Origin of the sequence: Bradyrhizobium hereditatis (assembly GCF_020329435.1) — a bacterium.
Taxonomy (GTDB): Bacteria; Pseudomonadota; Alphaproteobacteria; order Rhizobiales; family Xanthobacteraceae; genus Bradyrhizobium; species Bradyrhizobium hereditatis.
Map to the genome: position 1 here is coordinate 80,817 of NZ_JAGKJK010000002.1, position 24,213 is coordinate 105,029.

The 24,213-nt window shown below is 63.4% G+C and carries 23 protein-coding genes; 7 read left to right on the forward strand and 16 right to left on the reverse strand.

What is annotated here, in order from left to right:
- Positions 1–23 precede the first annotated feature (23 nt).
- The 3 genes from J6524_RS05690 (at position 24) to J6524_RS05700 (ending at position 2,825) form a co-directional block, all read left to right on the forward strand.
- On the forward strand, positions 24–293 hold the full coding sequence (locus tag J6524_RS05690; protein WP_225669401.1) for a hypothetical protein: 270 nt from the start codon (positions 24–26) through the stop codon (positions 291–293).
- 187 nt (positions 294–480) lie between these two features.
- Entirely contained in the window at positions 481–1,269 is a 789-nt protein-coding gene (locus J6524_RS05695) for an ATP-binding cassette domain-containing protein (protein ID WP_225669402.1), read from the forward strand.
- Positions 1,266–2,825, forward strand: coding sequence for an ABC transporter permease/substrate-binding protein (locus tag J6524_RS05700; protein ID WP_225669403.1), 1,560 nt, complete (start codon positions 1,266–1,268; stop codon positions 2,823–2,825). Before J6524_RS05695 ends, J6524_RS05700 begins: the two co-directional genes overlap by 4 nt.
- 61 nt (positions 2,826–2,886) lie before the next feature.
- Here the strand turns inward: J6524_RS05700 and J6524_RS05705 are convergent, their stop codons facing one another.
- The 3 genes from J6524_RS05705 to J6524_RS05715 form a co-directional block, all read right to left on the reverse strand.
- Positions 2,887–4,638, reverse strand: a complete 1,752-nt coding sequence (locus tag J6524_RS05705) for a sulfatase-like hydrolase/transferase (protein WP_225669404.1) — start codon at positions 4,636–4,638, stop codon at positions 2,887–2,889.
- A gap of 10 nt (positions 4,639–4,648) precedes the next feature.
- Positions 4,649–6,358 carry a sulfatase-like hydrolase/transferase gene (locus J6524_RS05710; protein WP_225669405.1) on the reverse strand — a complete coding sequence of 570 codons (1,710 nt, stop codon included), beginning with the start codon at positions 6,356–6,358 and terminating at the stop codon, positions 4,649–4,651.
- Between the two features lie 204 nt (positions 6,359–6,562).
- Entirely contained in the window at positions 6,563–7,249 is a 687-nt protein-coding gene (locus J6524_RS05715; RefSeq protein WP_225669406.1) for a TetR/AcrR family transcriptional regulator, read from the reverse strand.
- Between the two features lie 201 nt (positions 7,250–7,450).
- On the opposite strand from J6524_RS05715, the gene J6524_RS05720 reads away from it, so the two are divergent.
- Complete coding sequence (locus tag J6524_RS05720; protein ID WP_225669407.1) at positions 7,451–8,071, forward strand: hypothetical protein; 621 nt, start codon at positions 7,451–7,453, stop codon at positions 8,069–8,071.
- Here the strand turns inward: J6524_RS05720 and J6524_RS05725 are convergent.
- Both J6524_RS05725 and J6524_RS05730 read right to left on the reverse strand, forming a co-directional pair.
- Positions 8,068–8,277 carry a hypothetical protein gene (locus tag J6524_RS05725; RefSeq protein ID WP_312002348.1) on the reverse strand — a complete coding sequence of 70 codons (210 nt, stop codon included), beginning with the start codon at positions 8,275–8,277 and terminating at the stop codon, positions 8,068–8,070. The genes J6524_RS05720 and J6524_RS05725 overlap by 4 nt on opposite strands.
- A gap of 156 nt (positions 8,278–8,433) precedes the next feature.
- The gene (locus J6524_RS05730; RefSeq protein WP_225669408.1) at positions 8,434–9,285 is read right to left on the reverse strand and encodes an SDR family oxidoreductase; all 852 of its coding nucleotides are present in this window, start codon (positions 9,283–9,285) and stop codon (positions 8,434–8,436) included.
- A 591-nt stretch (positions 9,286–9,876) separates the two neighbouring features.
- Here J6524_RS05730 and J6524_RS05735 point away from each other — a divergent pair.
- On the forward strand, positions 9,877–10,854 hold the full coding sequence (locus J6524_RS05735) for a DUF2336 domain-containing protein (protein ID WP_225669409.1): 978 nt from the start codon (positions 9,877–9,879) through the stop codon (positions 10,852–10,854).
- Positions 10,855–10,949: 95 nt separating this feature from the next.
- On the opposite strand, the gene J6524_RS05740 is transcribed toward J6524_RS05735, so the two are convergent.
- Positions 10,950–11,783, reverse strand: a complete 834-nt coding sequence (locus J6524_RS05740; RefSeq protein WP_225669410.1) for a LysR family transcriptional regulator — start codon at positions 11,781–11,783, stop codon at positions 10,950–10,952.
- A 100-nt stretch (positions 11,784–11,883) separates the two neighbouring features.
- Between J6524_RS05740 and J6524_RS05745 the strand changes: the two genes are divergently transcribed.
- Positions 11,884–12,336, forward strand: coding sequence for a PaaI family thioesterase (locus J6524_RS05745; RefSeq protein ID WP_225669411.1), 453 nt, complete (start codon positions 11,884–11,886; stop codon positions 12,334–12,336).
- A 545-nt stretch (positions 12,337–12,881) separates the two neighbouring features.
- Here J6524_RS05745 and ilvC read toward each other — a convergent pair.
- From ilvC to miaA, 8 genes are all read right to left on the reverse strand, one after another.
- Complete coding sequence (gene ilvC, locus J6524_RS05750; RefSeq protein ID WP_225669412.1) at positions 12,882–13,901, reverse strand: ketol-acid reductoisomerase; 1,020 nt, start codon at positions 13,899–13,901, stop codon at positions 12,882–12,884.
- Positions 13,902–14,047: 146 nt separating this feature from the next.
- On the reverse strand, positions 14,048–14,653 hold the full coding sequence (locus J6524_RS05755) for a LysE family translocator (protein WP_225669413.1): 606 nt from the start codon (positions 14,651–14,653) through the stop codon (positions 14,048–14,050).
- A gap of 7 nt (positions 14,654–14,660) precedes the next feature.
- Positions 14,661–15,551 (reverse strand): EamA family transporter, encoded by an 891-nt coding sequence (locus J6524_RS05760; RefSeq protein ID WP_225669414.1) that lies wholly within the window; start codon positions 15,549–15,551, stop codon positions 14,661–14,663.
- 9 nt (positions 15,552–15,560) lie between these two features.
- Positions 15,561–16,256, reverse strand: coding sequence for a class I SAM-dependent methyltransferase (locus tag J6524_RS05765; RefSeq protein ID WP_225669415.1), 696 nt, complete (start codon positions 16,254–16,256; stop codon positions 15,561–15,563).
- Positions 16,257–16,259: 3 nt separating this feature from the next.
- Positions 16,260–16,817 carry an acetolactate synthase small subunit gene (gene ilvN / locus J6524_RS05770; protein WP_225669416.1) on the reverse strand — a complete coding sequence of 186 codons (558 nt, stop codon included), beginning with the start codon at positions 16,815–16,817 and terminating at the stop codon, positions 16,260–16,262.
- Between the two features lie 19 nt (positions 16,818–16,836).
- Positions 16,837–17,826: a threonine dehydratase gene (locus J6524_RS05775; protein ID WP_225669417.1), complete on the reverse strand. Its 990-nt coding sequence runs from the start codon at positions 17,824–17,826 to the stop codon at positions 16,837–16,839.
- A gap of 210 nt (positions 17,827–18,036) precedes the next feature.
- Positions 18,037–19,812, reverse strand: a complete 1,776-nt coding sequence (locus J6524_RS05780) for an acetolactate synthase 3 large subunit (protein ID WP_225669418.1) — start codon at positions 19,810–19,812, stop codon at positions 18,037–18,039.
- Positions 19,813–20,242: 430 nt separating this feature from the next.
- Positions 20,243–21,175, reverse strand: coding sequence for a tRNA (adenosine(37)-N6)-dimethylallyltransferase MiaA (gene miaA, locus J6524_RS05785; RefSeq protein WP_225669419.1), 933 nt, complete (start codon positions 21,173–21,175; stop codon positions 20,243–20,245).
- On the opposite strand from miaA, the gene serB reads away from it, so the two are divergent.
- The gene (gene serB / locus J6524_RS05790; RefSeq protein ID WP_225669420.1) at positions 21,174–22,076 is read left to right on the forward strand and encodes a phosphoserine phosphatase SerB; all 903 of its coding nucleotides are present in this window, start codon (positions 21,174–21,176) and stop codon (positions 22,074–22,076) included. The genes miaA and serB overlap by 2 nt on opposite strands.
- Positions 22,077–22,202: 126 nt before the next feature.
- On the opposite strand, the gene J6524_RS05795 is transcribed toward serB, so the two are convergent.
- Positions 22,203–23,705 carry a Do family serine endopeptidase gene (locus J6524_RS05795; protein WP_225669421.1) on the reverse strand — a complete coding sequence of 501 codons (1,503 nt, stop codon included), beginning with the start codon at positions 23,703–23,705 and terminating at the stop codon, positions 22,203–22,205.
- Positions 23,706–23,947: 242 nt separating this feature from the next.
- Positions 23,948–24,148 (reverse strand): DUF2065 domain-containing protein, encoded by a 201-nt coding sequence (locus J6524_RS05800; RefSeq protein WP_225669422.1) that lies wholly within the window; start codon positions 24,146–24,148, stop codon positions 23,948–23,950.
- Positions 24,149–24,213 lie beyond the last annotated feature (65 nt).

The following is a 24,213-nucleotide window of genomic DNA, read 5'->3' on the forward strand; positions in this document are numbered from 1 at the left end:
ATTCGTAGACGTCTTGAGGAGCCATGAACGAGACCTTGATATCCGCCTGCACCATGTTTCTCGTTCCGGCAACGCTTCTGTTTGGCGCTTTGGGTGTCGCGAACTCGTCCTTTCTCAAAATGCTGGTCTGCCTGCTTGGCGTGGGCACGGCAGGATTATGGCTCTACCGGATATGGTGGTGGACAAACCTGTCTTTGATGGATCGCAGAACAGCGCTTGGTCTCGCCGGCATGTATGGCTGTGCATGGCTGGTGACATTCCTGGTGCAATTGAAGAATGTGTTCTCCCGCTGATTGAATCTGTATTGCTGAAAATCCTGTCAGTCTGAAGTCGGGGTGATCACGGGCCGGCCGTAGACCATTTCGAACCCCGTTGCTTCACAACACACCAGGCGGGGGCCATTGAGGCCCCTCATTCGCGACCGGCCATTTATCGGCTATCACTATATCGTCAGGAAAAGCCAAGGTGGGACCGCACCGGATGCCGAGCACGCCACTGATCGCCTACGCGCATGTCGGCAAGACCTTTGACGGCGGCCGCGTGGTAGCTGTCGATGACGTCTCGCTCGACGTCGCCGAGGGCGAATTCCTCGCCGTCGTCGGCGGCTCCGGCTCGGGCAAGACGACGCTGCTGCGGCTTGCCAATCGGTTGATCGAGGCGGATGCCGGCTCGATCACGGTCGAGGGTGAGGAAGTGCGCAGCGTCGATCCGATCCTGCTGCGGCGGCGGATCGGCTATGTCTTTCAGAGTGGCGGGCTGTTCCCGCACCTGACGGTGGCCGGCAATATCGGCATCACGCCAAAACTTCTGGGCACGCCGCCCGCCGAGATTTCCGCGCGGGTGGATGAGCTGCTCGATCTTGTCCGGCTCGACCGGGCGCAATATCGGGGCCGCCTGCCGCATGAACTCTCCGGCGGAGAGCGCCAGCGCGTCGGGGTGGCGCGCGCGCTTGCTGCAAAGCCACGCATCGTGCTGATGGACGAGCCGTTCGGCGCGCTCGACCCCCTAACGCGCGACGCGCTGGGCGAAGATTTTCGCGAGCTGCACAAGACGCTCGGCCTGACCACGGTGATGATCACGCACGACATGACGGAGGCGATTCTGCTTGCTGACCGCATTGCGGTGATGCGCGGCGGCAAGCTGCTGGCGCAGGGCACGCCAGCAGAGCTTTCGGACAGTGACGACGCCTATGTCGGCGAACTCCTGCGCACACCACGCCGGCAGGCCGAGCGGCTCGGCGCGCTCTTGCCGCGAGATGGTGCGGCATGAATTTCTTTGCCGATCCGCGCTGGGGCGAGGCGCTGGGCCATCTGCCCGACTATCTCGGCAGCCATGTCCGCGTCAGTGTAACTGCGCTGGCGCTCGGCCTCTTCGTCAGCCTGCCGCTTGCGATTCTTTCGCGCCATCGGCCGGTGCTGCGCGGCGCTTTGCTCGGGCTTGCCAGCATCGTGCAGACGGTGCCGGGACTGGCGCTGCTGGCGCTGTTCTATCCGCTGCTGCTCGCCCTCGCGGCGCTGTCGCTGTCGTGGTTCGGGTTTAGTTTTTCCGCATTCGGCTTCCTGCCCGCGGTGCTGGCGCTGGCGCTCTATTCGATGCTGCCGGTGCTGCGCAACACCATTACCGGCCTGCAGGGCGTCGACGCGGCGATCCTGGAGGCGGCGCAGGGCGTCGGCATGACGCCGCGGCAATCGCTGTTCACGGTGGAGCTGCCGCTGGCGCTGCCGGTGATGATGGCGGGCATCCGCACCGCGGCGGTCTGGGTGATCGGCACTGCGACGCTGTCGACGCCGATCGGCCAGACCAGCCTCGGCAATTACATTTTTGCGGGCCTGCAGACCCAGAACTGGGTGTTCGTGCTGTTCGGCTGCCTTGCCGCCGCGGTACTGGCATTGCTCGTTGATCAGCTGCTGGCACTGATCGAAAGCGGCCTGCGCAACCGCAGCCGTCTTCGCGCGGGGCTGGGCGGCGTCGGCATCGCAGCGCTCGTCGTAGCCACGCTGGCGCCGGCCGTCGTGCGGCCGCAGACGAGCTACATCATCGGCGCCAAAACATTTACCGAGCAATATGTGTTGTCCGCCCTGATGACGCAGCGGCTGAAGGCGGCGGGCCTCTCCGCCACGACGCGCGAGGGCCTCGGCTCCAACGTGATCTTCGAGGCGCTGGCGGCTGGCGACATCGACGTCTATGTCGACTATTCCGGCACGTTGTGGGCCAACCAGTTCCATCGCACCGACATACGGCCGCGCCAGGAACTGGTGGCAGAGCTGAAGACGATGCTGGCAAAGCAGAACATCACGCTCCTCGGCGAACTCGGCTTCGAGAATGCCTATGCGCTGGTGATACCGAAGAAACGCGCCGAGCAACTGGGCATCCGCACCGTCGCCGACCTCGCCGCGCGTGCCGCCAACATGTCGATCGCCGGCGACTATGAATTCTTCTCGCGCCCCGAATGGGCCGCGCTGCGCCGGGTCTACGGTCTGTCGTTCCGCACCCAGCGACAGATGCAGCCGGACTTCATGTATGCCGCGGTCGCCTCCGGCGAAGTCGACGTCATCGCCGGCTACACCAGCGACGGGCTGATCGCGAAATACGACCTGATGGTTCTCGACGACGTCAGGCGCGCAATCCCGCCTTACGATGCGATCATGCTGCTGGCGCCAAAGAGCGCAGATGACGAGCAGTTACGCAAGGCGCTGACGCCGCTCGTCGGCAAGATCGACATCGCCACCATGCGCGAGGCGAATTTGCGCGCCGCCGGCAATGATGCCGCGAGCTCGCCGGATGCGGTGGCGCAGTGGCTATGGGAGAAAGTGGGGAAGAAGTAGGAGGCTGATGCTTGCCGCGGCCCCTCCCCTTCATTGCGAGCCAACGAGGACAGAGCGGAATTTAAAGCCCGTTGATCATTCCGGCATCGATCAGGAGACGATTGAACCTGCGCGCCTCTGCGCCTTTCTTGCAGGCATAGAACACGCCGTTGCAGCGAAGCATGATCTTCTTCTGCTCCTCGAACGACGGATCGAGCGGGACACCGGCGGCTTCCTGGATTACGAGCGGGATGTAGGCCGCATCGAGCGTATCAAGCGCCGACGACAGGTCAGCCGGCCGATAGTTGATGCCGTCAATCGCGTAGTAGGTAGAGAAGTAGCGCGGATCGGCTGCCATCAAGCGCTTCGCCAGCAGTTTCTGGTCGATGCCGGGTTCAAGCAGCTTTTGCGAGATGGCCGGCTGGTGATCGCCGAAACGCAACACCAGAAACGACTGATCCGGATAGTCGCGCTTGAGGGCAGCGACGAATTCGCGGTAGTCGTTCTGCGTCATGACTTGGCGGCGAATATATTCATCGGTCTCCGCCGTGTTTCCTGGTGGCGTCCAGTCCGGCGGTGTCAGATCGGGCCGATAGACGTCGGTCCACGGAAAATGGTTGGCCGTGAGGTAGACGAACATGAAGACCGGCGCGTGCTGCGGCTGCTCCCGCGCAAACACCCTCAGGGCCTGATCGAAGTAGAACTTGTCGGGCTGCATATCCTGGGCGACGCCCATATCCGCCATGTCGATGAAGTGGCCGACGCCAGTGCCCTTCTGGAATGCGCGCGCGCCGAGGAAGTTGCCATAGGTCGGATAGAGCGAGAAGGTCTTGTATCCGCAACGCTTAAGCGCTTGCGGTAGGCCGCGCGCAACACGGTTCGCGGTGATCCTTGTGACATAAAATCTCAGATCGCCGAACGACCGCGCCGACATGCCGGTCAGGACGTTGAATTCGGTGTACCACGTCGGGCCGCCGGTTGCCTCCGCGATCATGGTCCGTTGCTTGCCGTCGATGGACTTGAAGTAATCGGAGTACCCTTGCGGCACTTTGATGCCAGGCGCGGCCGAGATGTCGAAGCTCGACTCGTCGAGCAGCATGATGATGTGCGGTCGCTTTGCCGTGGCGTCGCAGGTCTCGGCAGGCGGCAGCATGGGCAGGCCGGCAGCGTGCGCTCCCGCAAAGCGAAGCGGGGCATTCGTCGGCGGATCGACCTCGATCCAACCGGTCGAAGCCAGCCGTGACACCGCCACCACACCGGATCGCGCCAGACTGGAAATGTGATTGACGCCCTGGAACGGCTCCCAGGGCTCCTCGGGCAATGCGACAGCCATCGCCGATATCAAGGCGGTGGCCCCGGCCATCCCCGACAGTGCGAACGAGCGGCGCACGCGAAACGGATCGAAGCGCCAGAGCGCCCACAAGAGCGGAACCGCAATAAGCCCCGCGATCACGAGCTGCATCTGCAGGCGCGGGAACACCGAGAGCAGAAACGAAAACGTATCGCGGTCGATGATTAGGAAATCGAGAAACGTCAGGGTTAGTTGGAGTATGCCGAACTTGAAGCGCGACAGCTCGATCAAGATCACGATCAGTGCAAGCGCCAGCGCGGCGCAGACGCCGGGGCGCTGCAGCACGACCAGGAGGAAACAGTTTACGAAGATCCACGCCAGCACGGACAGCGTGATCGCAAACGGCCCGAATTCGCTGGTCAGCAGGACCGCCAACCCTGCGAGATGTAGGGCAACGAGCAGGCCGGCCAGCACAAAGAACCGGATGCCGCGCGTTTCGGTGCGGATGCTTTCGCTCGTTCCGGATCCCACAACCGCTGACATGTCTTCGTCCTCAAAGCCCCTTAATGAAACCTGCCTCGATCAACAACCGGTTGAACCTGCGCGCCTCCGCGCCGTCCTTGCAGGCGTAAAATACACCCTTACAACGGAGCATGATGTTCTTTTGCTCCTCGAACGAGGGGTCGAGCGGAATGCCGGCGGCTTCCTGGACCACCAGCGGCAGATAGGGCGCGTCAATCGTATCCATGATCGCGGAGCTCTTTACCGGCTCAAAGTTGATCGCGTCGATCGCGTAATAGGTCGTGAAGTAACGCGGGTCGTAGGTGTTGAACTTGCGGGCGAGCCTGGCCTCATCCAGGCCGGGATCGAGCAGGTTCGACGAGAACTCCGGCTGATGGTCGCCGTAGCGGACGATCAGGAACGGTTGCGCCGGGAACTTCTTCTTCAAGCTGGTGACGAAGGCCGCATAGTCGCCGGCGCTCATCGCCTGTCGCCGCAGATATTCATCGACCACCGGATCGTTGCCGGGCTTGCGCCAGGACGGCAGCAGGTCGGGACGAAACTTGGTTTCCCAGGGGAAATGGTTGGCGGCGAGATAGACGAAGGTGAAAAGCGGCGTGTTGGCTGGCTGCTCTGAGATCAGCTGGAGCGCCTTGTCGTAGAAGAAGCTGTCCGGCTCGATGCCCTTGGCGCCGAGCGCGCGCGCATCATAGAAATGCTGGATGCCGGTCGAGGTCTGGAAGCCTCGCGCGCCCATGAAGGCGCCGTAGGCTGGATAGAGCGAGGCGGTGCTGTAGCCGCAGCGGCGCAACGCCAGCGGCAGCCCCCGCTCCACCCGCCCCGACGCGATGCGGGTGACGAAATAGGAGAAGCGGCCGAACGAGCGCGAGGACAGGCCGGCCAGCACGTTGTATTCGGCCATCCAGCTCGCGCCGCCGCTGCTCTCGGCCATGAACTTGCGCTCGCGGCCATCAAAGGATTTGAAGTGGCTGCCATAGCCCGGCGGCACCTTGACCCCGCCGGCCTGACGGATGTCGAAGCTCGACTCGTCATGGATCATGATGATGTGCGGGCGGCGGCCGGCGACATGGCAAGAATCGACCAGCGGCACTTTTAGCCGCTCAGCCGTCACGGCTTCCGATTCCATAAAACCGTAGTTGACGAAGTCGGAAACCGCTGTCACGCCCGAGCGGGCGAATTTGGAGAGATAGCCATCGTCGTAATAGCCGCGCCAGGCTTCGTCGGGCCAGGCCATGGAGTGACCGGTCAGCGCGGCAAGACAGGCGAGCAGGCCCGCTGCCGCCGGCAGGCGGCGGATGCGGAACGGATCGAGCCACCACAGTGCGTACATCAGCGGCAGGATGACCAGCGCGGCGCCAACCACGCTCCAGCGCAGGTTGGGAAAGATCGTAAACAGATAGGCCGCGGTGTCGCGGTCGATCACCATCAGGTCGACGAAGTTCGCAGTCATCTGCACGACGTCATGTTTGAGCCGCGACAGGAGCACCAGGACCACGACCAGCGTCAGCGACAGCGCCCCTGACAGCGCCGGGCGGCGCAGCAGCAAAATAAAGAAGAAGTTCAGCATGCCCCAGGCGAGGGCAAAGCCCATGCGACCGCCGAAATCGGCTTCGGTGTGCAAGAGGATCGCCAGCGCCGCCATGTGCGGTGCAGCAACGGCCGACAACCGCCAAAGACCGATCGCGGCAAGGCCGGCGGCAAGGGTGGTAGCGGACGGCCCAGGATTTGGCGCGGGCGCCATGGGAGGATACGCAACATGACCCGGCGCAATGCAAAGCCTTAGCTGGCGACGTACCAGGAGACGCACGACCCAGCCGGAACCTGTGCCGTGTCACAAAAACGTAGTGGAATCGTCATGAACGCGCAATGAATTTGCCCACGAGAGGACGCGGCGCAGTTAATTTGGCAGAATCATCTCGGGGCGCGAAGCGAACCCGGAATGACTTCAACCGCGTCGCGCAATCCCCTCGATGAACAGATCGAGGATCGCCTCGGCGGTCCGTTCGGCCTCGGGGGCGGCCACGCCCCAGCGCGGGAAATGACCGTCGATATTCATGCGGGCAAAGCCGTAAACCAGCGCCCTACCGGCGATCTGGACCTGCTTCAGATCGGCGACGCGGAGCTGCCCGGCGGCAAAGGCTTCCGCCAGCGTCTGCTCGGTCAGCGCGATCAGCTCAGCATTATCGCGGCTGATGGCGGCCGCGTCGTCGTGGTCGAACAGCCGGCGGCTGGAGATGATCTCGAAATGCGTCGGGTTGCGCATCGCCCAGCGTAGGTAGGCGAGCCCGAGGGCGCGGAAGCGGCCAAGCGGATCGCCGGCCGCCGCGCCGGCCAATGCCGCCTCGATCTCGGCACGGAACCGCCGCTGCGCCTCCTCCGCCACCGCCTCGATCAGGGCATCGCGGCTCGGAAAATGCCGGAACGGCGCCCCCGGCGACACCCCGGCGCGGCGGGCGGCCTCGCGAACGCTGACCGCATCCATCCCGCCCTCGTAGACCAGTTGCAGCGCCGCCTCGATCAGGACGCGCCGGAGATCGCCATGGTGATAGGGCTTTTCCGCAGGCGCACGGGCGACGAGCCGACGCCGCTTGGCGGCGGATTTCCGGGCGGGCGATTTGGCGGCTGGACGCATGGCCTCTCCTAGCATCACCAGCTCGTGAATGTAAGCATTGATTACACCGATTGACGGTTCTGCGCAGACATATGTAACTGATGATTACATTGTGCATCCGCGTCATTGCGAGCGCAGCGAAGCAATCCACCTCTCCACTTGCGGCGCCATGGATTGCTTCGCTGCGCTCGCAATGACGGGGCAATCAGGGGGACAAAACACATGCAGCGTCAAAACTGGTTCGAAGGCTGGCGGCTGTTCGCCCTGCTTTCGCTCACGCTACTTGCGCTCAGCATTTGGATCGCCGGCATGCGCGGGTTCGAGGTCGAGGGCGTGCGGATGGTGATTCGCTTCACCGCGCGGACCTCGCTGCTGCTATTCTGCCTCGCCTTCTCCGCCGCCGCGCTGGCACGGCTGTGGCCCAACGCCGCGACGCGCTGGCTGCGCCGCAACCGCCGCTATGTCGGCGTCAGCTTTGCGGCCTCGCACGCCATCCACGCCGCCGCCATTCTGGCCTTCGCCGTGATGGACCCCGAAGGTTATGCGGCGGCGACGTCGATCGCCTCCTACATCTTCGGCGGCATCGGCTATGCCTTCATCATCGCGCTGACTGCGACTTCCTTCGATCGCACCGCAGCCGCGATCGGCGCGCGCGCCTGGCGGCGGCTGCATCTCATCGGCGGCTACTATTTGCTGTTGCAGTTCATGGTGTCGTTCGGCAAGCGGATTCCCGACATGCCGCTCTACGCGCTGTTCCTCGTGCCACTCTTGGCTGTGTTCGCGCTACGCATGATCGCGATGGCACCGCGCGCGGAGGCGCCGGCGCGAGCGGCGCAAAACTAGTCGCGCAGATGATATTTCCGTCCGAGCCGACGGTGCACTGACATCACGGCGCGGTCGATGTCGCTGATCAGGCTGTCACCGAGAACGACGTTGGGGATTTCCCAGTTCCGCCCCGCGCGGACATTGGGCAGGGCGCGCACGTCGGGCACGGATGCGGTTTCGCATCCGGGCTGGCTGCGAAGCGCCGCCTCGGCGATTTCAGTCAATTCCGCTCTGGTCTTTCCCGTTGTCACTGCTGGTCGATGCCTTAGTTCCTTGGCGCGTATTTCGGTCATCCTGCGCATGCGTTCGCCGGCTTCAGCCGCACGATGGCGCCCTCGCCCATTCCGTAGAGGCAGTTGTTGCCGTTCGCAGCATCATGCTCATCCCTGCGGTATTAGTCCGAGACGCTTGGCGATGATCTTGTCGAGCATGCGCTTGGGCAGCACGGCAGCCAGGAACTGCCGCATCGGATCGGGCGCGATCATGTAGCGCACCTTGGGATTCGGCAGCGTCAACGCCTCGAACACTTTCTCGGCGATCGTCTCGGGCGGCAATCCCTTCGCGCCGAGATCCAGCATGTAGGCGCGAATCTTCTCCAGCACCGGCAAGTAAGGCGAGTTCTTATAGGCCGAAATGTCGACTTCCTCGGCCTTGCTCCAAATCGGCGTCTTCACCGCGCCCGGTGCAATGATGATGACGTCGATCCCGAACAGCATCAGCTCGCGGCGCAGGCTCTCCGACAATCCCTCGATCGCGTGCTTGGAAGCGGCATAGGGCGAGGTCATCGGACTGCCGTTCTTGCCAGCGACCGACGAGATCATCACGATCCGTCCCTTCGGTCCCTTCAGGCTTGGATCGGAGCCAAGCATCGGCCCGAACGCCTGGGTCGCAATGATCGGGCCGATGAAATTGACCTCCATCTGGCGGCGGAATTCGTCGGCAGCGAGTTCGAGCACGGGGCCTGAGACCGCAATGCCTGCATTGTTGACGAGGCCGGCGAGTGTTTCACCGTTGAGTGCGCTACGGACCTCCCGCGCGGCGGCTAGCACCGCCGCCTCGTCGGTGACGTCGAAGATCAGCGGCGTGAAGTTCGCACCGAACTCGCCTCTGAGGCGATCGGCGTCAGCCTGCTTGCGCACGCTGCCGAACACGCGGAAGCCGCGTTCGAGCAGCAGCTTCGCACTGGCCCAGCCGATGCCGGTTGACGCGCCGGTGATGACGACTGATCTCATGGTCTCAATGCCCTGTCAGAGGTTTAATGAAGTTCGTCGTGAAGGAATGCTTAAGCGCTAGGTCTCTGAGATTCCTCCGCGGGCGCGGTCAGCCTTGACGGCGCCTTGTTCGGCACGTTGCCAATCGATTTTTTCCGGCAACGGTTTGGTGAGGATAGCAGCCGGACAGGGATACCGAAAGCGGCGGCAGATGGCCGATCCGCTTCAACATCGGCGATTCTGAGGCGATTTATCACATGAAGTCGCGGCATACGCGCTGGCGCCTTGGTAAAGCAATTCGAAACACGGTGTATGCAATGCGCGGCGCGCTTGTCGCGGCCGACTGCGCGGCGTCGGCTTGCGAACGAGTTGCCCGTTTCGGTAGCAGCCGGTCCATACGTACACCGCCTTTCGCCTTTAACGCGAGTGTAAGGCTCGGTTCGTCATTGTCGCGCCGACCCTTCAACAACGAACAGGCTGCCCACAATGGTGCAACAGCCGGCCCATTCGATCATTGCTGAACTCGAAGATGCCGTTAGAGGCGGCTCCTCTGCCCGACGGGTGGAGACGCTGCGACAAGTAACCGACCTGTTTCTCCACGACGGAGAGCGTTTGAGCGACGACCAGGTCAAGGTCTTCGACGACGTGCTCTGCCTTTTGATCGCGCGCGTCGAGACGCGGGCGAAGGCCGAGCTCTCCAAGCGGCTGGCGCCGCTCGATTACGCTCCGTTCGAGGTCATCCAGCATCTCGCCTGGGACGACGAGATCGAGGTCGCCGGCAATGTGCTGGCCCATTCCAGCCGGCTCGGCACCGAGGTGCTGGTCGAGATCGCCAGCAGCAAGGGACAGGATCACCTGCTCGCCATTTCCGGCCGTGCCGAGTTGCCTGCGGCCGTGACCGACGTCATCGTCGACCGCGGTGAAGGTCCGGTGATTCGAAAGCTCGCCAACAACGCAGGCGCCAAATTTTCCGACCAGGGCTATTCCACCATCGTTGCCCGCGCCGGCGCCGATGACGAACTGGTGGAAATCCTCGGCCTGCGCGCTGATTTCCCGCAGAAGTTCATGGGCGACCTGCTCCGCCGGGCCAAGGATGCGGTTCGCGCGCGGCTCCTGGCCATCGCGCCGCCCGCGGTCCAGGATGAGATCAAACGAGTCCTGAACGAGATCGCCCGCGAAGCACCGCAGCCGACCCGCAGCTTCGGCGTCGCCGAAGAACTGGTGAAGCTGATGAAGGGGTTGAACGAGCTCGACGACGCGGCGGTCTACAAATTCGCGGAAACCAACAAGTTCGACGAGGTGACTGTCGCGCTGGCGGTTCTCAACGAAATGCCGGTCGAAATGACCGCCAAGCTGATGGATGGTCCTCGCGCCGACCTCCTCCTCATTCCCTGCCGGTCGGCGCGCCTGAACTGGCCGACCGTCGAGTCGATCCTGCGCAACCGGCCGAAGCATCCGGTCAACGAGCAGACGCTGGAGGTCGCGCAGCGTGACTATCGCAAGCTGTCGATGGAGACGGCGCAGCGCACCGTGCGCTTCTGGCAGCTTCACAACAAGATCGAGAAGGAACCGATCATCCGGACGAATTAAAGTCCGGCCTGAGATCCACTGTTTCCAGTCATGGCCGGGCTTGTCCCGGCCATTCGCTTTTTCGGCGAGCTCTCAAGACGCGTGGCGCCAGCCGATCACAGACCATCCAGCGCGCGATCGAGCCAGCCATCGCCGCCGCCTTTGACCCATTCAAAGCCGAGCCGCCTCGTCAGCTCGACGCCTTCGGGGCGGAGCATCCGCACTTCGGGATGTTCAAAACTGTCCGGCATCAGGCAGAAGCCGAGGCCGGCCGCCACCATCGCAAGCGCCCGCGCGTCACTGTCGGTCTGCGCGACAACGCGCGGCCGCACCTTCCACGCATCGAGAATACGCGATGCCGACTGCAACTGCTCGCAATGCACGCGCACGATCAGAGGCTGGCCCGCCAGTATCTCCGGTGAGACGGGTCCACGCGGAAACGCGCGGGCGGAAACCGCCAGCGCCTGCCGGTCTGCCGTCAGCTCCAACTGCCGGTGGCCGCGGGCCGGCGAGCCCAGCGCGGTCAGGATGACGTCGTAGCGGCCGCTAGTGAGCCGCTCCCGCAGCTTGGCAAGGGGCGCATCCTCGGTGCGCCATGACCGGCCAGGCTCGAGCGCCCGCAGACGCCCGATGCATTGGGCGACGAAGGCAGGCGCGATCGTCGGGAGAATGCCGAGCCGTAACGGCCGGCCCGAGGGCTTGCCGGACGCCGCCTTGAGCCGCTCGGTCTGGCGCAGGATCGCGCGCGAGGTCTCCAGCGCCTCTTCGCCCTTTGGGGTGAGCCTGACGCCGCGCGCATGCCGTTCCAGCAAGGCAAAGCCGAGTCCGGCCTCGAGGGAAGCGATCGCCGCCGACAGCGTCGGCTGCGTGACGAACGCCCGCCGAGCGCCGGCGCTGAAGCTGCCCGCTTCGGCGACGGCTACGAAATACCTGATGTGTTTGAAGTCCATCCATAGAGAGTATCTATGGGTCGGTATCGGAGCAATCGGGATTGCCTAAGGCTATTCCCGGTCTGAGCATGGCGCCCGGTCACACAGCCGGGACGAACCGATGGATCATCCAAGACAGCCGATGACGCCTGATGAGATCCGCAATCTTGTCGAACGGGTCACCTCCGCCCCTGGCTACACCCGGGCCGTCGGGACCAAGGTCGAGAGCGCGAAAGCCGGCCATGTCGTGATGTCGCTGGCGAAGAACGCCGATCTGCTCCAGGCCAACGGCTTCTTTCATGGCGGGGTCATCGCCGGCCTGGCTGACCATGCCGGTGGCGGCGCGGTGACCACGGCGATGCCATCAGGCCGGTTTGCGGTAACGGTAAACCTCAACGTGAGCTTCCTCGCCCCCGCGAAAGGCCAGTTGCTGATCGCCCGTGCCCGCGCGATTCAGGTCGGCAGCACGATCGGCGTGGCGCATGTCGACGTGGCCTCGGTGGCTGACGGCGTGGAGACGCCGTGCGCAGTGGCGATCGTGACGCTTCGCGGTGTCGACTTCCCTGCCAAATAAAAGCCACGCAAGGCTGGAGACTGCGGCGCGCTCCGACGAGGCAATGCGAAGTCAAGCGCGGCTTGCTGATCCAGCACATGAGATGTTCGGAACGGCGCAAGCCAATGCTTCGTGCGGCTCTCTAGCGAATGCAGATCTCGTTTGGCGGACGAGAATGCACATTAAGCGACCGAGCTTTGACTCGGTAAACGCTCATCTTTCCGTCACTAGTGTAATTGTTGAGCTTGCTCCGCATCAAGGATGCGTACGCAGCGTCAGTTCTTCGTTTCGGCTCAGCCGGCGCGTTTGGCGCGGCGGATTGAAGAATGTGGTTGAGCCAACAGTTCTTCAAGGAAACGGCGAGACCGCTTGCGCGATCTCGCCGGATATAGCCGAGCACGGCTTAAAATTTGGTGTTTCAGTACCAGTCCCTCATCCTGAGGAGCGGCGTCTTCGCCGCGTCTCGAAGGATGAAGGCCCGTCTGTGGCCTCATGGTTCTCCCGGCGATGCGAAGCATCGTCCGGAGACGGCGCTTACGCGCCTCCTCACCATGAGGGTCTGATACTTAGTTCTTCGTCTTGTCGACCAGTGCGCCCTTCTTGATCCAGGGCATCATGTCGCGGAGCTTGGCGCCGACTTCCTCGATCGGATGCTGGGCGAGCTTGGCGCGGGTCGCCTTGAACGAGGTCTGGTTGACCTTGTTCTCCAGCATCCAGTCGCGGGCGAACTTGCCGGACTGGATGTCGTTCAGCACCCGCTTCATCTCCTTCTTGGTCTCGTCGGTGACGATCCGCGGACCCGTGACATACTCGCCGTACTCGGCGGTGTTCGAGATCGAGTAGTTCATGTTGGCGATGCCGCCTTCATAGATCAGGTCGACGATCAGCTTCACCTCGTGCAGGCACTCGAAATAGGCCATCTCGGGGGCGTAGCCGGCCTCGACCAGCGTCTCGTAACCGCCCTTGATCAGCTCGACCAGGCCGCCGCAGAGCACCACCTGCTCGCCGAACAAGTCGGTCTCGCACTCCTCCTTGAAGGTGGTTTCGATGATGCCGGCGCGGCCGCCGCCGATGGCTGAGGCGTAGGACAGGCCGAGGTCATGGGCGTTGCCGGAGACGTCCTTGGCGATCGCGATCAGGCAGGGCACGCCGCCGCCGCGCTGGTATTCCGAACGCACGGTGTGGCCAGGGCCTTTAGGGGCGATCATCAGCACGTCGAGGTCGGCGCGCGGGTCAAGCAGGTTGAAATGGACGTTGAGGCCGTGAGCGAACACCAGCGCCGCGCCCTTCTTCATGTTGTCGTGCAGGTGCTCGCGGTAGATGTCGCCCTGCAATTCATCGGGGGTCAGCATCATCACGAGGTCGGCCCATTTGGCGGCTTCGGCGACTTCCAGCACCTTGAAGCCGGCGGCTTCTGCCTTCTTGGCCGAGGCCGAGCCTTTGCGCAGCGCGATCGCCACTTCCTTGACGCCGGAGTCCTTCAGGTTCAGCGCATGGGCATGGCCCTGGCTGCCATAGCCGACGATGGCGACCTTCTTGCCCTTGATCAGGTTCAGGTCGGCATCACGATCATAATAAACACGCATGGTCGTTTCCTTAATTGATGGCCAAAATCGGCCGGTTAATCAGGCATTTGGGGGAATAAGACCGCCGGTCGCCCGTGAATTTCCGGCGTTGTCTAGAGCATTTTCCGCGTCAAAGGAAACCCGTTTCTGCATGGCCCGGCGCGGCATCATGCGTCCATGAAGACCGGATAGAGCGAGGCCAGGAGCAATACTGCCATCACGACATTGAAGGCCCGCACCGCGCGCCGGGAGGTCAGGATCGGCCGCAGCGCAGTGCCGAACAGGGCCCAGGCGGTGCAGGACAGAATACCGAGGATCAGGCTGAGACCGACCTGGATCGCGATGTTCCAGGGATAGGCCGCGATCGCGGCATAGGCGGTAATGGTGCCGATCACCATGACCCAGCCCTTGGCGTTGACCCATTGGAACATGGCCGCGCCCCAAAACGTCATCGGGCGGCCGCGGCTTCTGTCCTCCTCCGCGGAGGGTGGCTCGGACATCGCGATCGCCCACGCCAGATAGATCAGGTAGGCCGCGCCGGCATATTTCAGGATGGTCTGCAGCACCGGATAGGCGATGAAGATGGTGCCGAGCCCAAGCCCAACCGCGCCAACCATGAAAGCGAATCCAACCGTGATCCCCATGATGTGCGGGATGGTCGGGCGGAAGCCATATGTCAGCCCCGACGAAAGCAGCATGATGTTGTTCGGTCCCGGCGTGAAGAACATCACGGTGGCGAACATCACGAAGGCGACGAGCAGCGATTGCGACATGGGGGCCTCATGCGATCTTTGGCAGAACTTGTTTTTCTGAAGCCTTGGTACGTTTCGACAGCAGCATGATGGCGATGCCGCCAACCACTGTGATCATACCGGTGAGCCGAAGCGGCCCGAATGTCTCGCCGAACACCACGCTCGACGCAGCCGAGCCGACGAACGGCACCAGCAGCGCGAACGGCACCACCTGCGCCGCCGGATAATCCCGCAGCAGTCTTCCCCACAACCAATAAGCGATGCTGGTGGAGACGCCGCCGAGACCGATCATGCACAAAAGGCCCGTCAGCGACATATGGGTCAGCGCATGCCAGGTCGGCTGCGGGCCGTTCGTGATCAGCGTCAGCGCGAACAGCGGAACCGCAGCGACCAGGCACAGCCATGCGAACAGGTCGAACATCGGCACATCAGGCGCGCGCCGCAGCAGCAGATTGCCGGCCGCGAAGCTGAGCGGCGAGATCATCAATATCGCGAAGGCGCTGACGCTGAAATCGTAACCGACGGTGCCGCAGATCATCAGGAGGCCAGCGGTCGCGACCGCAATGCCGACGGTTGGCCATGCGCTCGGCCGCTCGCGGAACAGGAGCGCGGCAAAGGCGATGGTGAACAGCGCCTGGCTTTGCACGATCACGCTGGAAAGGCCGACGGGAACGCCGTACGCGATGGCGAAGGCCTGCGAGAGAAACTGGCCGAGAAACAGCGTGAAGCTGATCGAGATCAGCACCGTCCATGAAACCTTGGGCCGCGCCACGAACAGGCAGGGCAACGCGGCGATCGAAAACCGCAGCGCCGTCATCAGCTCCGGCGAAAACTCGTTCAGGGCGATCCGGCTTGCCACGAAAGCAAGGCCCCAGATCACCGCTACCAGCACGGCGATGCAGACGTCCGCCGGTTTCATTTTTCTTTTCTAGCTCTGTTGATCCGGCTTTGGTTTGCGCAGGAGATAGGTGCCGTGAAGCGGGGCGTGATAGTCAACCGATTCCAGCACAAAGCCGATATCGGTCAGCATGCGTTCGATCACCCAGCCGAAGGTCGAGTATTCGTCGCGCATATGAGTGACGACGCCCTCGCGCTGGAAATCGTGATTCTTGATGGTGAACTCGGCCCATTGCTCGACATCGCGCTCGACGCCGTCAGGCATGGTGACGAACACGATGTCGCGCAGGTAGAAGTTTGCGCCGGGCTTCAGCGCAGCGAAGATCCGCGCCAACGCGACCGCCTTCCAGAAGTCGGGCAGATGATGCAGCGTGAATTCGCTGACGATCAGATCGTAGGAATTCGGCTGGTAGGCGAAACTTAGAAGACCAGCGGCCTGGGTTCGGATCGCCGCCTTGCGGTCGCGCGCGTAGATGTCGGCGAGCGCCAGCATTGCCGGCGAAATATCTATGGCGTCGACCTCGGCGCCCATCAGCGCCGCCTCGCAGGCCAGTACGCCGTTGCCGCAGCCGATATCGGCGACCCGCCAGCCGCGCTGCACGCCGAGCATGGTCAGCGCAGCGCGTGCCCGCTCGTCGCTGTCGTCATGCCGGTCGTAGATCGAAGCGACCGCGGAATCGAGCCCGAGCCGCCGCCGTTGAGTGTAATACCAGTCCCGCGCCAGCATGTTTCACATCCCTTCGGGCCCGCGCCCGATCGCCGCAACCCCGGTGCGCGACACCTCGACAAGGCCGAGCGGGCGCATCAGGTCGATAAATTCATTGATTTTGGAAGAATTGCCTGTGATCTCGAACACAAAACTCTCTGTGGTGGCGTCGATCACCCGGGCGCGGAACGCATCCGCCAGCCGCAGCGCTTCGACCCGGCTGTCGCCACGGCCGCGCACTTTCACCATCGCGAGTTCCCGCTCGATCGAACGGCCGGTCAGCGTCATGTCGACAACGCGGTAGACCGGAATCATGCGGTCGAGTTGGTGCTTGATCTGCTCGATCACCATCGGCGTACCCGTCGTGACGATAGTGATGCGGGAGAGATGTTTCTGGCTCTCGGTCTCCGACACGGTGAGACTGTCGATGTTATAGCCGCGGCCGGAGAACAGGCCGATCACGCGGGCGAGCACGCCGGGTTCGTTCTGCACGAGAACCGACAGCGTGTGCGTCTCGTTGGGATCGTGACGATCTTCCAGGAAGTAGGCGGATGCGGGTTGATTCGCGGGCTGCTGGTTCATCATCGTCCCCTTCAAACTCTCACGCCACTGCCCGCTGACCGTGCGCGGTCGTGGCATCCGTTCCGACCCATTGCCGGAACAGATCAAAATCGATATTGCCGCCACTCAGAATCAGGCCGAGGCGCCTGCCCTGCAGCTTGCTCTTTTCCTGACAAGCGGCTGCAAGCGCCGCAGCGCCCGCTCCTTCGGCGAGATTGTGTGTGTCGGTCCAGTAGGCGCGGATCGCTGCACCAATTTCAGCGTCCGTCACCTGCACAATGCGGGAGGCGCCCTTGCGGATGATCGCCAGCGCCTCCTCATCCGGAACGCGCGTTGCCATGCCGTCGGCCAGCGTGTCGCTGCTGTTGGTCTTCACCAGCGTGCCCGAGGCAAAGGACAGCGCATAGGCGGGCGCCTCCGTCGACTGCACGCCGACGATCTCGGTCTTCAAACCCAACAGGTCGCGCGCGAGAATGCAGCCGCAGATACCCGAGCCCTGCCCGATCGGCACGTAGAGAACATCCAGATCCGGCGCGTTCCGGAACAGCTCGAGCGCGTAAGTCGAAACTCCCAACACGAGGTCGCGATGAAATGCCGGCACGATATGCAAGCCGGCGCGATCCGCTTCGCGATAGGCTTCCTCGCGCGCGGACTGAAAATCGTCGCCATGTTCGACTAGCCTTGCACCGAACGCCTGCATCGCGCGATTCTTCTCGACCGAGTTGCCGTAGGGCACATAGATCGTCGCGGGGACGCCGGCGCGGCTTGCTGCAAACGCCAGGCTCTGGCCATGATTGCCGCGCGTCGCCGAGATGATGCCGGGCACGCCTGGCTGCTCACGCCTCAAGCGGTCGAGATAGGTGAGCCCACCACGCACCTTGAACGCGCCGATCGGCGTGTGGTTCTCGTGCTTGACGATGACATGCGTGCCGAGCCGCCTGGCCAGCAGCGGCCAGGCATGCGCCGGGGTCGGCGGCACCGCCTGTCCCACGATCTCATGCGCGCGCTCCAGCTCGGCGAGGTTAAACATGGAAGCACCCCAACAGCCGCGCGCACGATCTACTCCCTCGCCCCGCTCTTCGCGGGGAGAGGGTCGGGGTGAGGGGCTGCCTCCCCGAAGACGGTGAGAAACGGACTCGCGGAGAGTCCCCCTCACCCGGCGCTGCGCGCCGACCTCTCCCCGCACGCGAGGAGAGGCAAAGAGACTGAGCTCGTGGTGAGCACGGCATAACCAATCACCTCACACCAGCGCCTTGCCGCCGGCAAACGCCGCGGCCGTTGCCTCGTCGGTGGCTTCCACCGGCAATAGCATTTCGTTGTGCGCCTTGCCGGACGGAATCATCGGGAAGCAGTTTTCCAGCGCGGCGACGCGGCAATCGAACAGCACCGGGCGCTTGATCTTGATCATCTCCTTGAGTGCGCCGTCGAGATCAGAGGGCTTGATCGCCTGCAGGCCGACGCAGCCGAACGCGTCAGCCAGCTTGACGAAGTCAGGCAGCGCCTCGGAGTAAGAGTGCGACAGGCGGTTGCCATGCAGGAGCTGCTGCCACTGCCGCACCATGCCCATGTATTGGTTGTTCAGGATGAAGATCTTGATCGGCAATTCATACTGAACCGCCGTCGACATCTCTTGCATCGTCATCTGCACCGAGGCATCGCCGGCGATGTCGATCACGAGGCTATCGGGATGCGCGACCTGCACGCCGAGCGCCGCCGGCAGGCCGTAGCCCATGGTGCCGAGACCGCCCGAGGTCATCCAGCGATGCGGCTCCTCGAAGCCGAAGAACTGCGCCGCCCACATCTGATGCTGGCCGACTTCGGTCGTGATGTAGGTGTCGTGGCCGCGCGTCGCCTCGAACAGCTTCTGGATCGCGTGCTGCGGCAGGATGACCTCGCTGCTCTTCTTGTAGGACAGCGAATTGCGTGCGCGCCACTTGGCGATCTCCTGCCACCACGCCTTGATGTCGGGCTTCTTCGCCTCCGCCTTGAACACCTGCAAGAGGTCGCCGAGCACGTTGGCGGCATCGCCGATGATCGGCACGTCGACACGGATGTTCTTGTTGATCGAGGACGGATCGATGTCGATGTGGATCTTCTTCGAGCCCGGCGAGAACGCGTCGGTGCGACCGGTGATGCGGTCGTCGAAGCGCGCGCCGACGCACAGCATGACGTCGCAACCATGCATCGTCATGTTGGCCTCGTAGGTGCCGTGCATGCCGAGCATGCCGAGCCAGTTCTTGCCCGATGCCGGATAGGCGCCGAGGCCCATCAGCGTCGAGGTGATCGGGAATCCCGTGACCTCGACCAGCTCGCGCAGCAGTTTCGACGCCTCGGGTCCGGAATTGATGACGCCGCCGCCGGAATAGATCACCGGCCGCTTGGCGGAAGCGAGCAGCGCCACCGCCTTACGGATCTGCGCCTCATCGCCCTTCACACGCGGCGTATAGGAGACATGCACGTCGTCCTTGCGCGGCGGATGGTAGGTGCCGGTCGCAAACTGCACGTCCTTCGGCACGTCGACAACCACGGGACCAGGACGGCCCGAGGTCGCGACGTAGAACGCCTCATGCAGCACCTTCGCCAGATCGTTGACGTCGCGGACCAGCCAGTTGTGCTTGGTGCAGGGACGGGTGATGCCGACAGTGTCGCATTCCTGGAACGCGTCATTGCCGATCAGATGAGTAGGAACTTGCCCGGTGATGCAGACCAGCGGAATCGAATCCATCAGCGCGTCCGTCAGCGGCGTCACCATGTTGGTGGCGCCAGGGCCTGACGTCACCAGCACCACGCCGGGCTTGCCGGTCGAGCGCGCGTAGCCCTCAGCGGCGTGGCCGGCGCCCTGCTCGTGCCGCACCAGGATGTGCTCGACCTCGCTCTGCTGAAAAATCTCGTCATAGATCGGAAGCACCGCGCCGCCGGGATAGCCGAAGATGTGCTGGACGCCATGATCGATGAGCGCGCGCACGATCATCGCGGCGCCGGTCATCTGATTGGGGTCGTTGCTCTGGTCGCTCATGGTCTGCTCCGGATGCGCTGTTGCCAGCGGCTTCTCGTCTGTTTCGGGAAATAAAAAAGGGCCCGAGAGGCCCATGCACACCGCCTGAATTTGGATGGCCTCAGCCACCCCCGGCGGTGCGCCTGGGTACGACTACGATAAGGGCGAGTTTGGTAATAATATTACGCATTTTGCGGCTCTGACTTCCCAAAGGTTGCGCGGGTTATACCGTCCGATCCCCGGAAGTCAAGGGAAGGACGCGTTCAGCGCGGTTTTGCAGTGTAACTGCGTTCCGGGCATTCGGCGAGTGGGAATTTTTGGTTCCAGCTATGCGCTTCTTTCTCTTCGTGGGTGAGGAGCGCGTCTTTGCGCGTCTCCGGACGATGCTTCGCATCGCCGGGCGAACCATGAGGCCCGTGGCCCATCCTTCGAGACGCCGCTTCGCGGCTCCTCAGGATGAGGTCCGTGTGCTTAGCCACCCCCTCGCCGCCTCCGGCGTCACCCACTCGAACTCTGGCAATTGATGCCTGAACCAGGTGAACTGCCGCTTGGCGTAATGGCGGGTATCGGCGCGGCCGATTTCGGCGGCCGCCTCACGCGTGATCTCGCCGTTGAGGTGGCGGATCAGCGCCGGCACGCCGTGGGCCTTCATGGCCGGCAGCAGGGGATCGAGCTTTCGCGCGGCGAGCGCTGCGACTTCCTCCAACGCGCCGGCCTCGAGCATTGCGTCGAACCGCGCGTCAATCCGCGCATAAAGCTGATCGCGGTCCGGTGCGAGGAACAGCGCAGAGAATTCACCCGGCGGCAGCAGCGGCGGCAGGCCCTCGCGATGCCAGTCTGGCAGCGCGCGGCCGGTGGCCTCGATCACTTCCAACGCGCGGGCGATCCGGGTGCGGTCGCGGGGCTTCAGCCGTTCGGCCGATAGCGGATCGCGCCGTGCCAGCTCAGTGTGCAGCGCCTCGACGCCATCGCGCTCCAGCCGCGCGCGCACGTCCTCACGTACCTCGGCCGGGATCGGCGGAACGGCCGAGAGACCACGTGTCAGCGCCTTGAAATAGAGGCCGGAGCCGCCGATGAAGACGGCTAAGCGCTTTGCCGCGCGCGCCTCTGTAAGCACCTTTTCGGCATCCGCCAACCAGGCGCCGGCCGAGAAATTGACTGATGCGTCGACGTGGCCATAAAGCCGGTGCGGCACGCGGGCCTCTTCCTCTGCCGTCGGCCGCGCCGTGATGATGCGCAGATCGCGGTAAACCTGCATGGAATCGGTATTGATGACGATTCCGCCGGTCTTTTCCGCCAGTTCGAGGGCCAGGGCCGACTTGCCGCTGGCGGTCGGCCCTGCGATAAGCACGGCCTTGCTCAAATCCAGCTGAAACGCCTGCATGTCCCTCGTCGCCACACTCATCTGCCACCCGGCCAATCCCGCGCTCGATAGTACCATCGTCGACGGCGCGCTCGCCGTCCTCCCCTCGCCCGGCACGGCGCAATGGCTGTTCGACGAGGTCGCGGTCGACATTCCCTTCGACTATCAGGTCAAGAGCCCGGACGAAATCAAGGCGATCGAAACCCGCCTGCAACAGGCGCGCGGCGATTTACCGATCGATATTGTCGTGCAGCCTGCCGCTTTCAGGCGCAAGAAGCTTTTCCTGGCCGACATGGATTCCACTATGATCGGCCAGGAATGCATCGACGAGCTGGCCGATTTCGCCGGGCTGAAGGCGCATGTCGCAGCCATCACCGAGCGGGCCATGCGCGGCGAAATCGAATTCGAGCCAGCGCTGCGCGAGCGCGTCGCGTTGCTCAAGGACATGCCGGTTGGCGTGGTCGACGAGGTGCTGGCAAAACGCATTACGCCGACGCCGGGCGGCCGTGAAGTGGTCATGACCATGCGCGCCAATGGCGCTTACACCTGCCTGATCTCGGGCGGCTTCACGCTGTTCACCAACGCGGTCGCTGCGAAGATCGGCTTCCAGGAAAACCGTGCCAACGAATTGAAAGTTCGCGACGGCAAATTCACTGGCGAGGTGGCCGAGCCGATCCTCGGCCGCGCCGGCAAGCTTGCGACGCTCATGGAGCTCTGCGAATCCTTCGATCTCGACGAGATCGATACGCTGGTGACCGGCGACGGCGCCAACGATCTCGACATGATCCAGGCGGCGGGGCTCGGCGTCGCCTATCATGCGAAGCCCGCGGTCGCCACTGCTGCCGCCGCGCGGATCGACTACGGCGATCTCACCGCGCTGCTCTATGCGCAGGGGTATCGGCGCGACGAGTTTGTGGGCTGAGGTCCTCGCCAAACTCGATCGTCATGCCCGGACTTGATCCGGGCATCCATCAAGCGAACAGATTCTTGCGAAGGGATGGATTGCCGGGTCAAGCCCGGCAATGACAGAGTGGAATGCGCGGCCGCGCTATTGCACGCTCAGCGCTACAAAGCGCAATTCGCCTTCGCCGTTCGACACCAAGAGCAGCACGGACTTCTTGCCGTCTTTCTTGAGCTGATCGACGCGCTTCTTGATGTCGGCGGCGCTGGTGACGGCTTCCTGCGCCACCTCGACGATGACGTCGCCGGCGGAGAGCCGCTTTTCGGCAGCGTCGGAGCCGCCGTCGACGCCGGTAACAATCACGCCCTTGACGCTCTCCTTGATCTTGTACTTGGTGCGCAAATCCTTGCTCAGCGCGGCGAGGTCGAGGCCGAGCGCCTTTTGCGTCACCGGCTTCTCGGCCGGCTCTTCCTTGGTCTTGGCGGCGGCCTGCTGCACCTTTTCGGTGTCCTCGAGGCGCCCGAGCGTAACCTTGCGGCTTTCCTCCTTGCCCTTTCGAATGATGATCACGTCGACTTCCTTGCCGACCGCGGTGTCGGCGACGACGCGCGAGAGATCCTTCGGATCCTTGACGTCCTTGCCGTCGAACTTGACGACAACGTCGCCCGGCTCGATGCCGGCCGGCTTGGCCGGTCCCTTGTCGTCAACGCCGGCCACCAGCGCGCCGCGCGCGGGCTTGATGCTGAGGCTTTCGGCGATCTCGTCGGTGACCTGCTGAATGCGCACGCCGAGCCAGCCGCGGCGCAGCTCGCCGAACTGCCGGAGCTGATCGACGACACCAGCCACCGTCTTCGACGGTACCGCGAAGCCGAGGCCGATCGAGCCGCCCGTCGGCGAGATGATCAGCGTATTGACGCCGACCACTTCGCCTTCGAGGTTGAACAGCGGTCCGCCGGAATTACCGCGGTTGATGGAGGCGTCGGTCTGGATGTAGTTGTCGTAAGGCCCCTGGCTGATGTCGCGGTTGCGCGCCGACACGATGCCGGCCGTGACCGAGCCGCCGAGGCTGAACGGATTGCCGATCGCGATCACCCATTCGCCGAGCCGCAGCTTGTCGGAATCGCCGAACTTCACTGCGTTGACCGGCTTTACCGGCTTGAACTTCAATACCGCGATGTCGGTCTTCTTGTCGACGCCGACCAGCTCGGCCCTGATCTTGGTGCCGTCGTTCATGATTACGTTGATCTCGTCGGCATCGGCGATGACGTGATTGTTGGTGACGACGACGCCGGAGGCATCGATGATGAAGCCGGAGCCAAGCGAGTTGGTCTTGCGCGGCGGCTGCAGTTCCCCTCTCTCGCCGCCCTTGGGACTGCCGCCGCGGCGGTTCTTGAAGAAGTCGTCGAAGAACTCTTCGAACGGCGAGCCCGGCGGCAATTGCGGCATCTCGCTCCGGCTGCCCTTGACCTCCACGCTCTGCGAGGTCGAGATATTGACGACAGAATCGATCACCTTCTCGGCGATGTCGGCGATGCCGTCCGGTCCGCGCGCATGGGCCGGCACCGAGGCCAGCAAGCTGGCGGCACTGAGCGAGATCGCAATCCCCATCAGGCGCAGGCGGCTCTTCAAGGCGGGTCTGACACCGGTCATGTCGGCTTGTCTCCAAGGAGTCGAATTGAGGTCCACAGTGCGCCCGAACGGGCCCGAGGCGCAAGCATCTGCAAATGATATTCCGGCGAAAAACCGGCCCGAGATGGCTCACATTACGTTGACGCCACACTCATCCGCGGCCTTTGATTACCGTCATTCCGGGGCGCATCTAAGACGCGAACCCGAAATTTCGAGATTCCGGGTTGACGTTTCGCGTGCCCTGGAATGACGGTGGCCGGAACCTACCGCCGCACGAACCAGATTAGCAGCAGACCCACGATCGCCGAGACGATGCCGACGGTCCGCAAAATATTGTCGGGCGTTGCCAGCGCGCTCTTCATCGCCCGGCGCATCCAGGCCGGGCTGGCGGCAAACATCAGGCCTTCGAGCACAAAGAGGATGCCCACACCGATGAGGAAGTCGGCGAACGCAATGGACCTCATCGGTTGGCATCCCCCCAGCTAATCAAGCGCCTTTTTGCTTTTTATACCGGCGAAGCAGCCCCCCG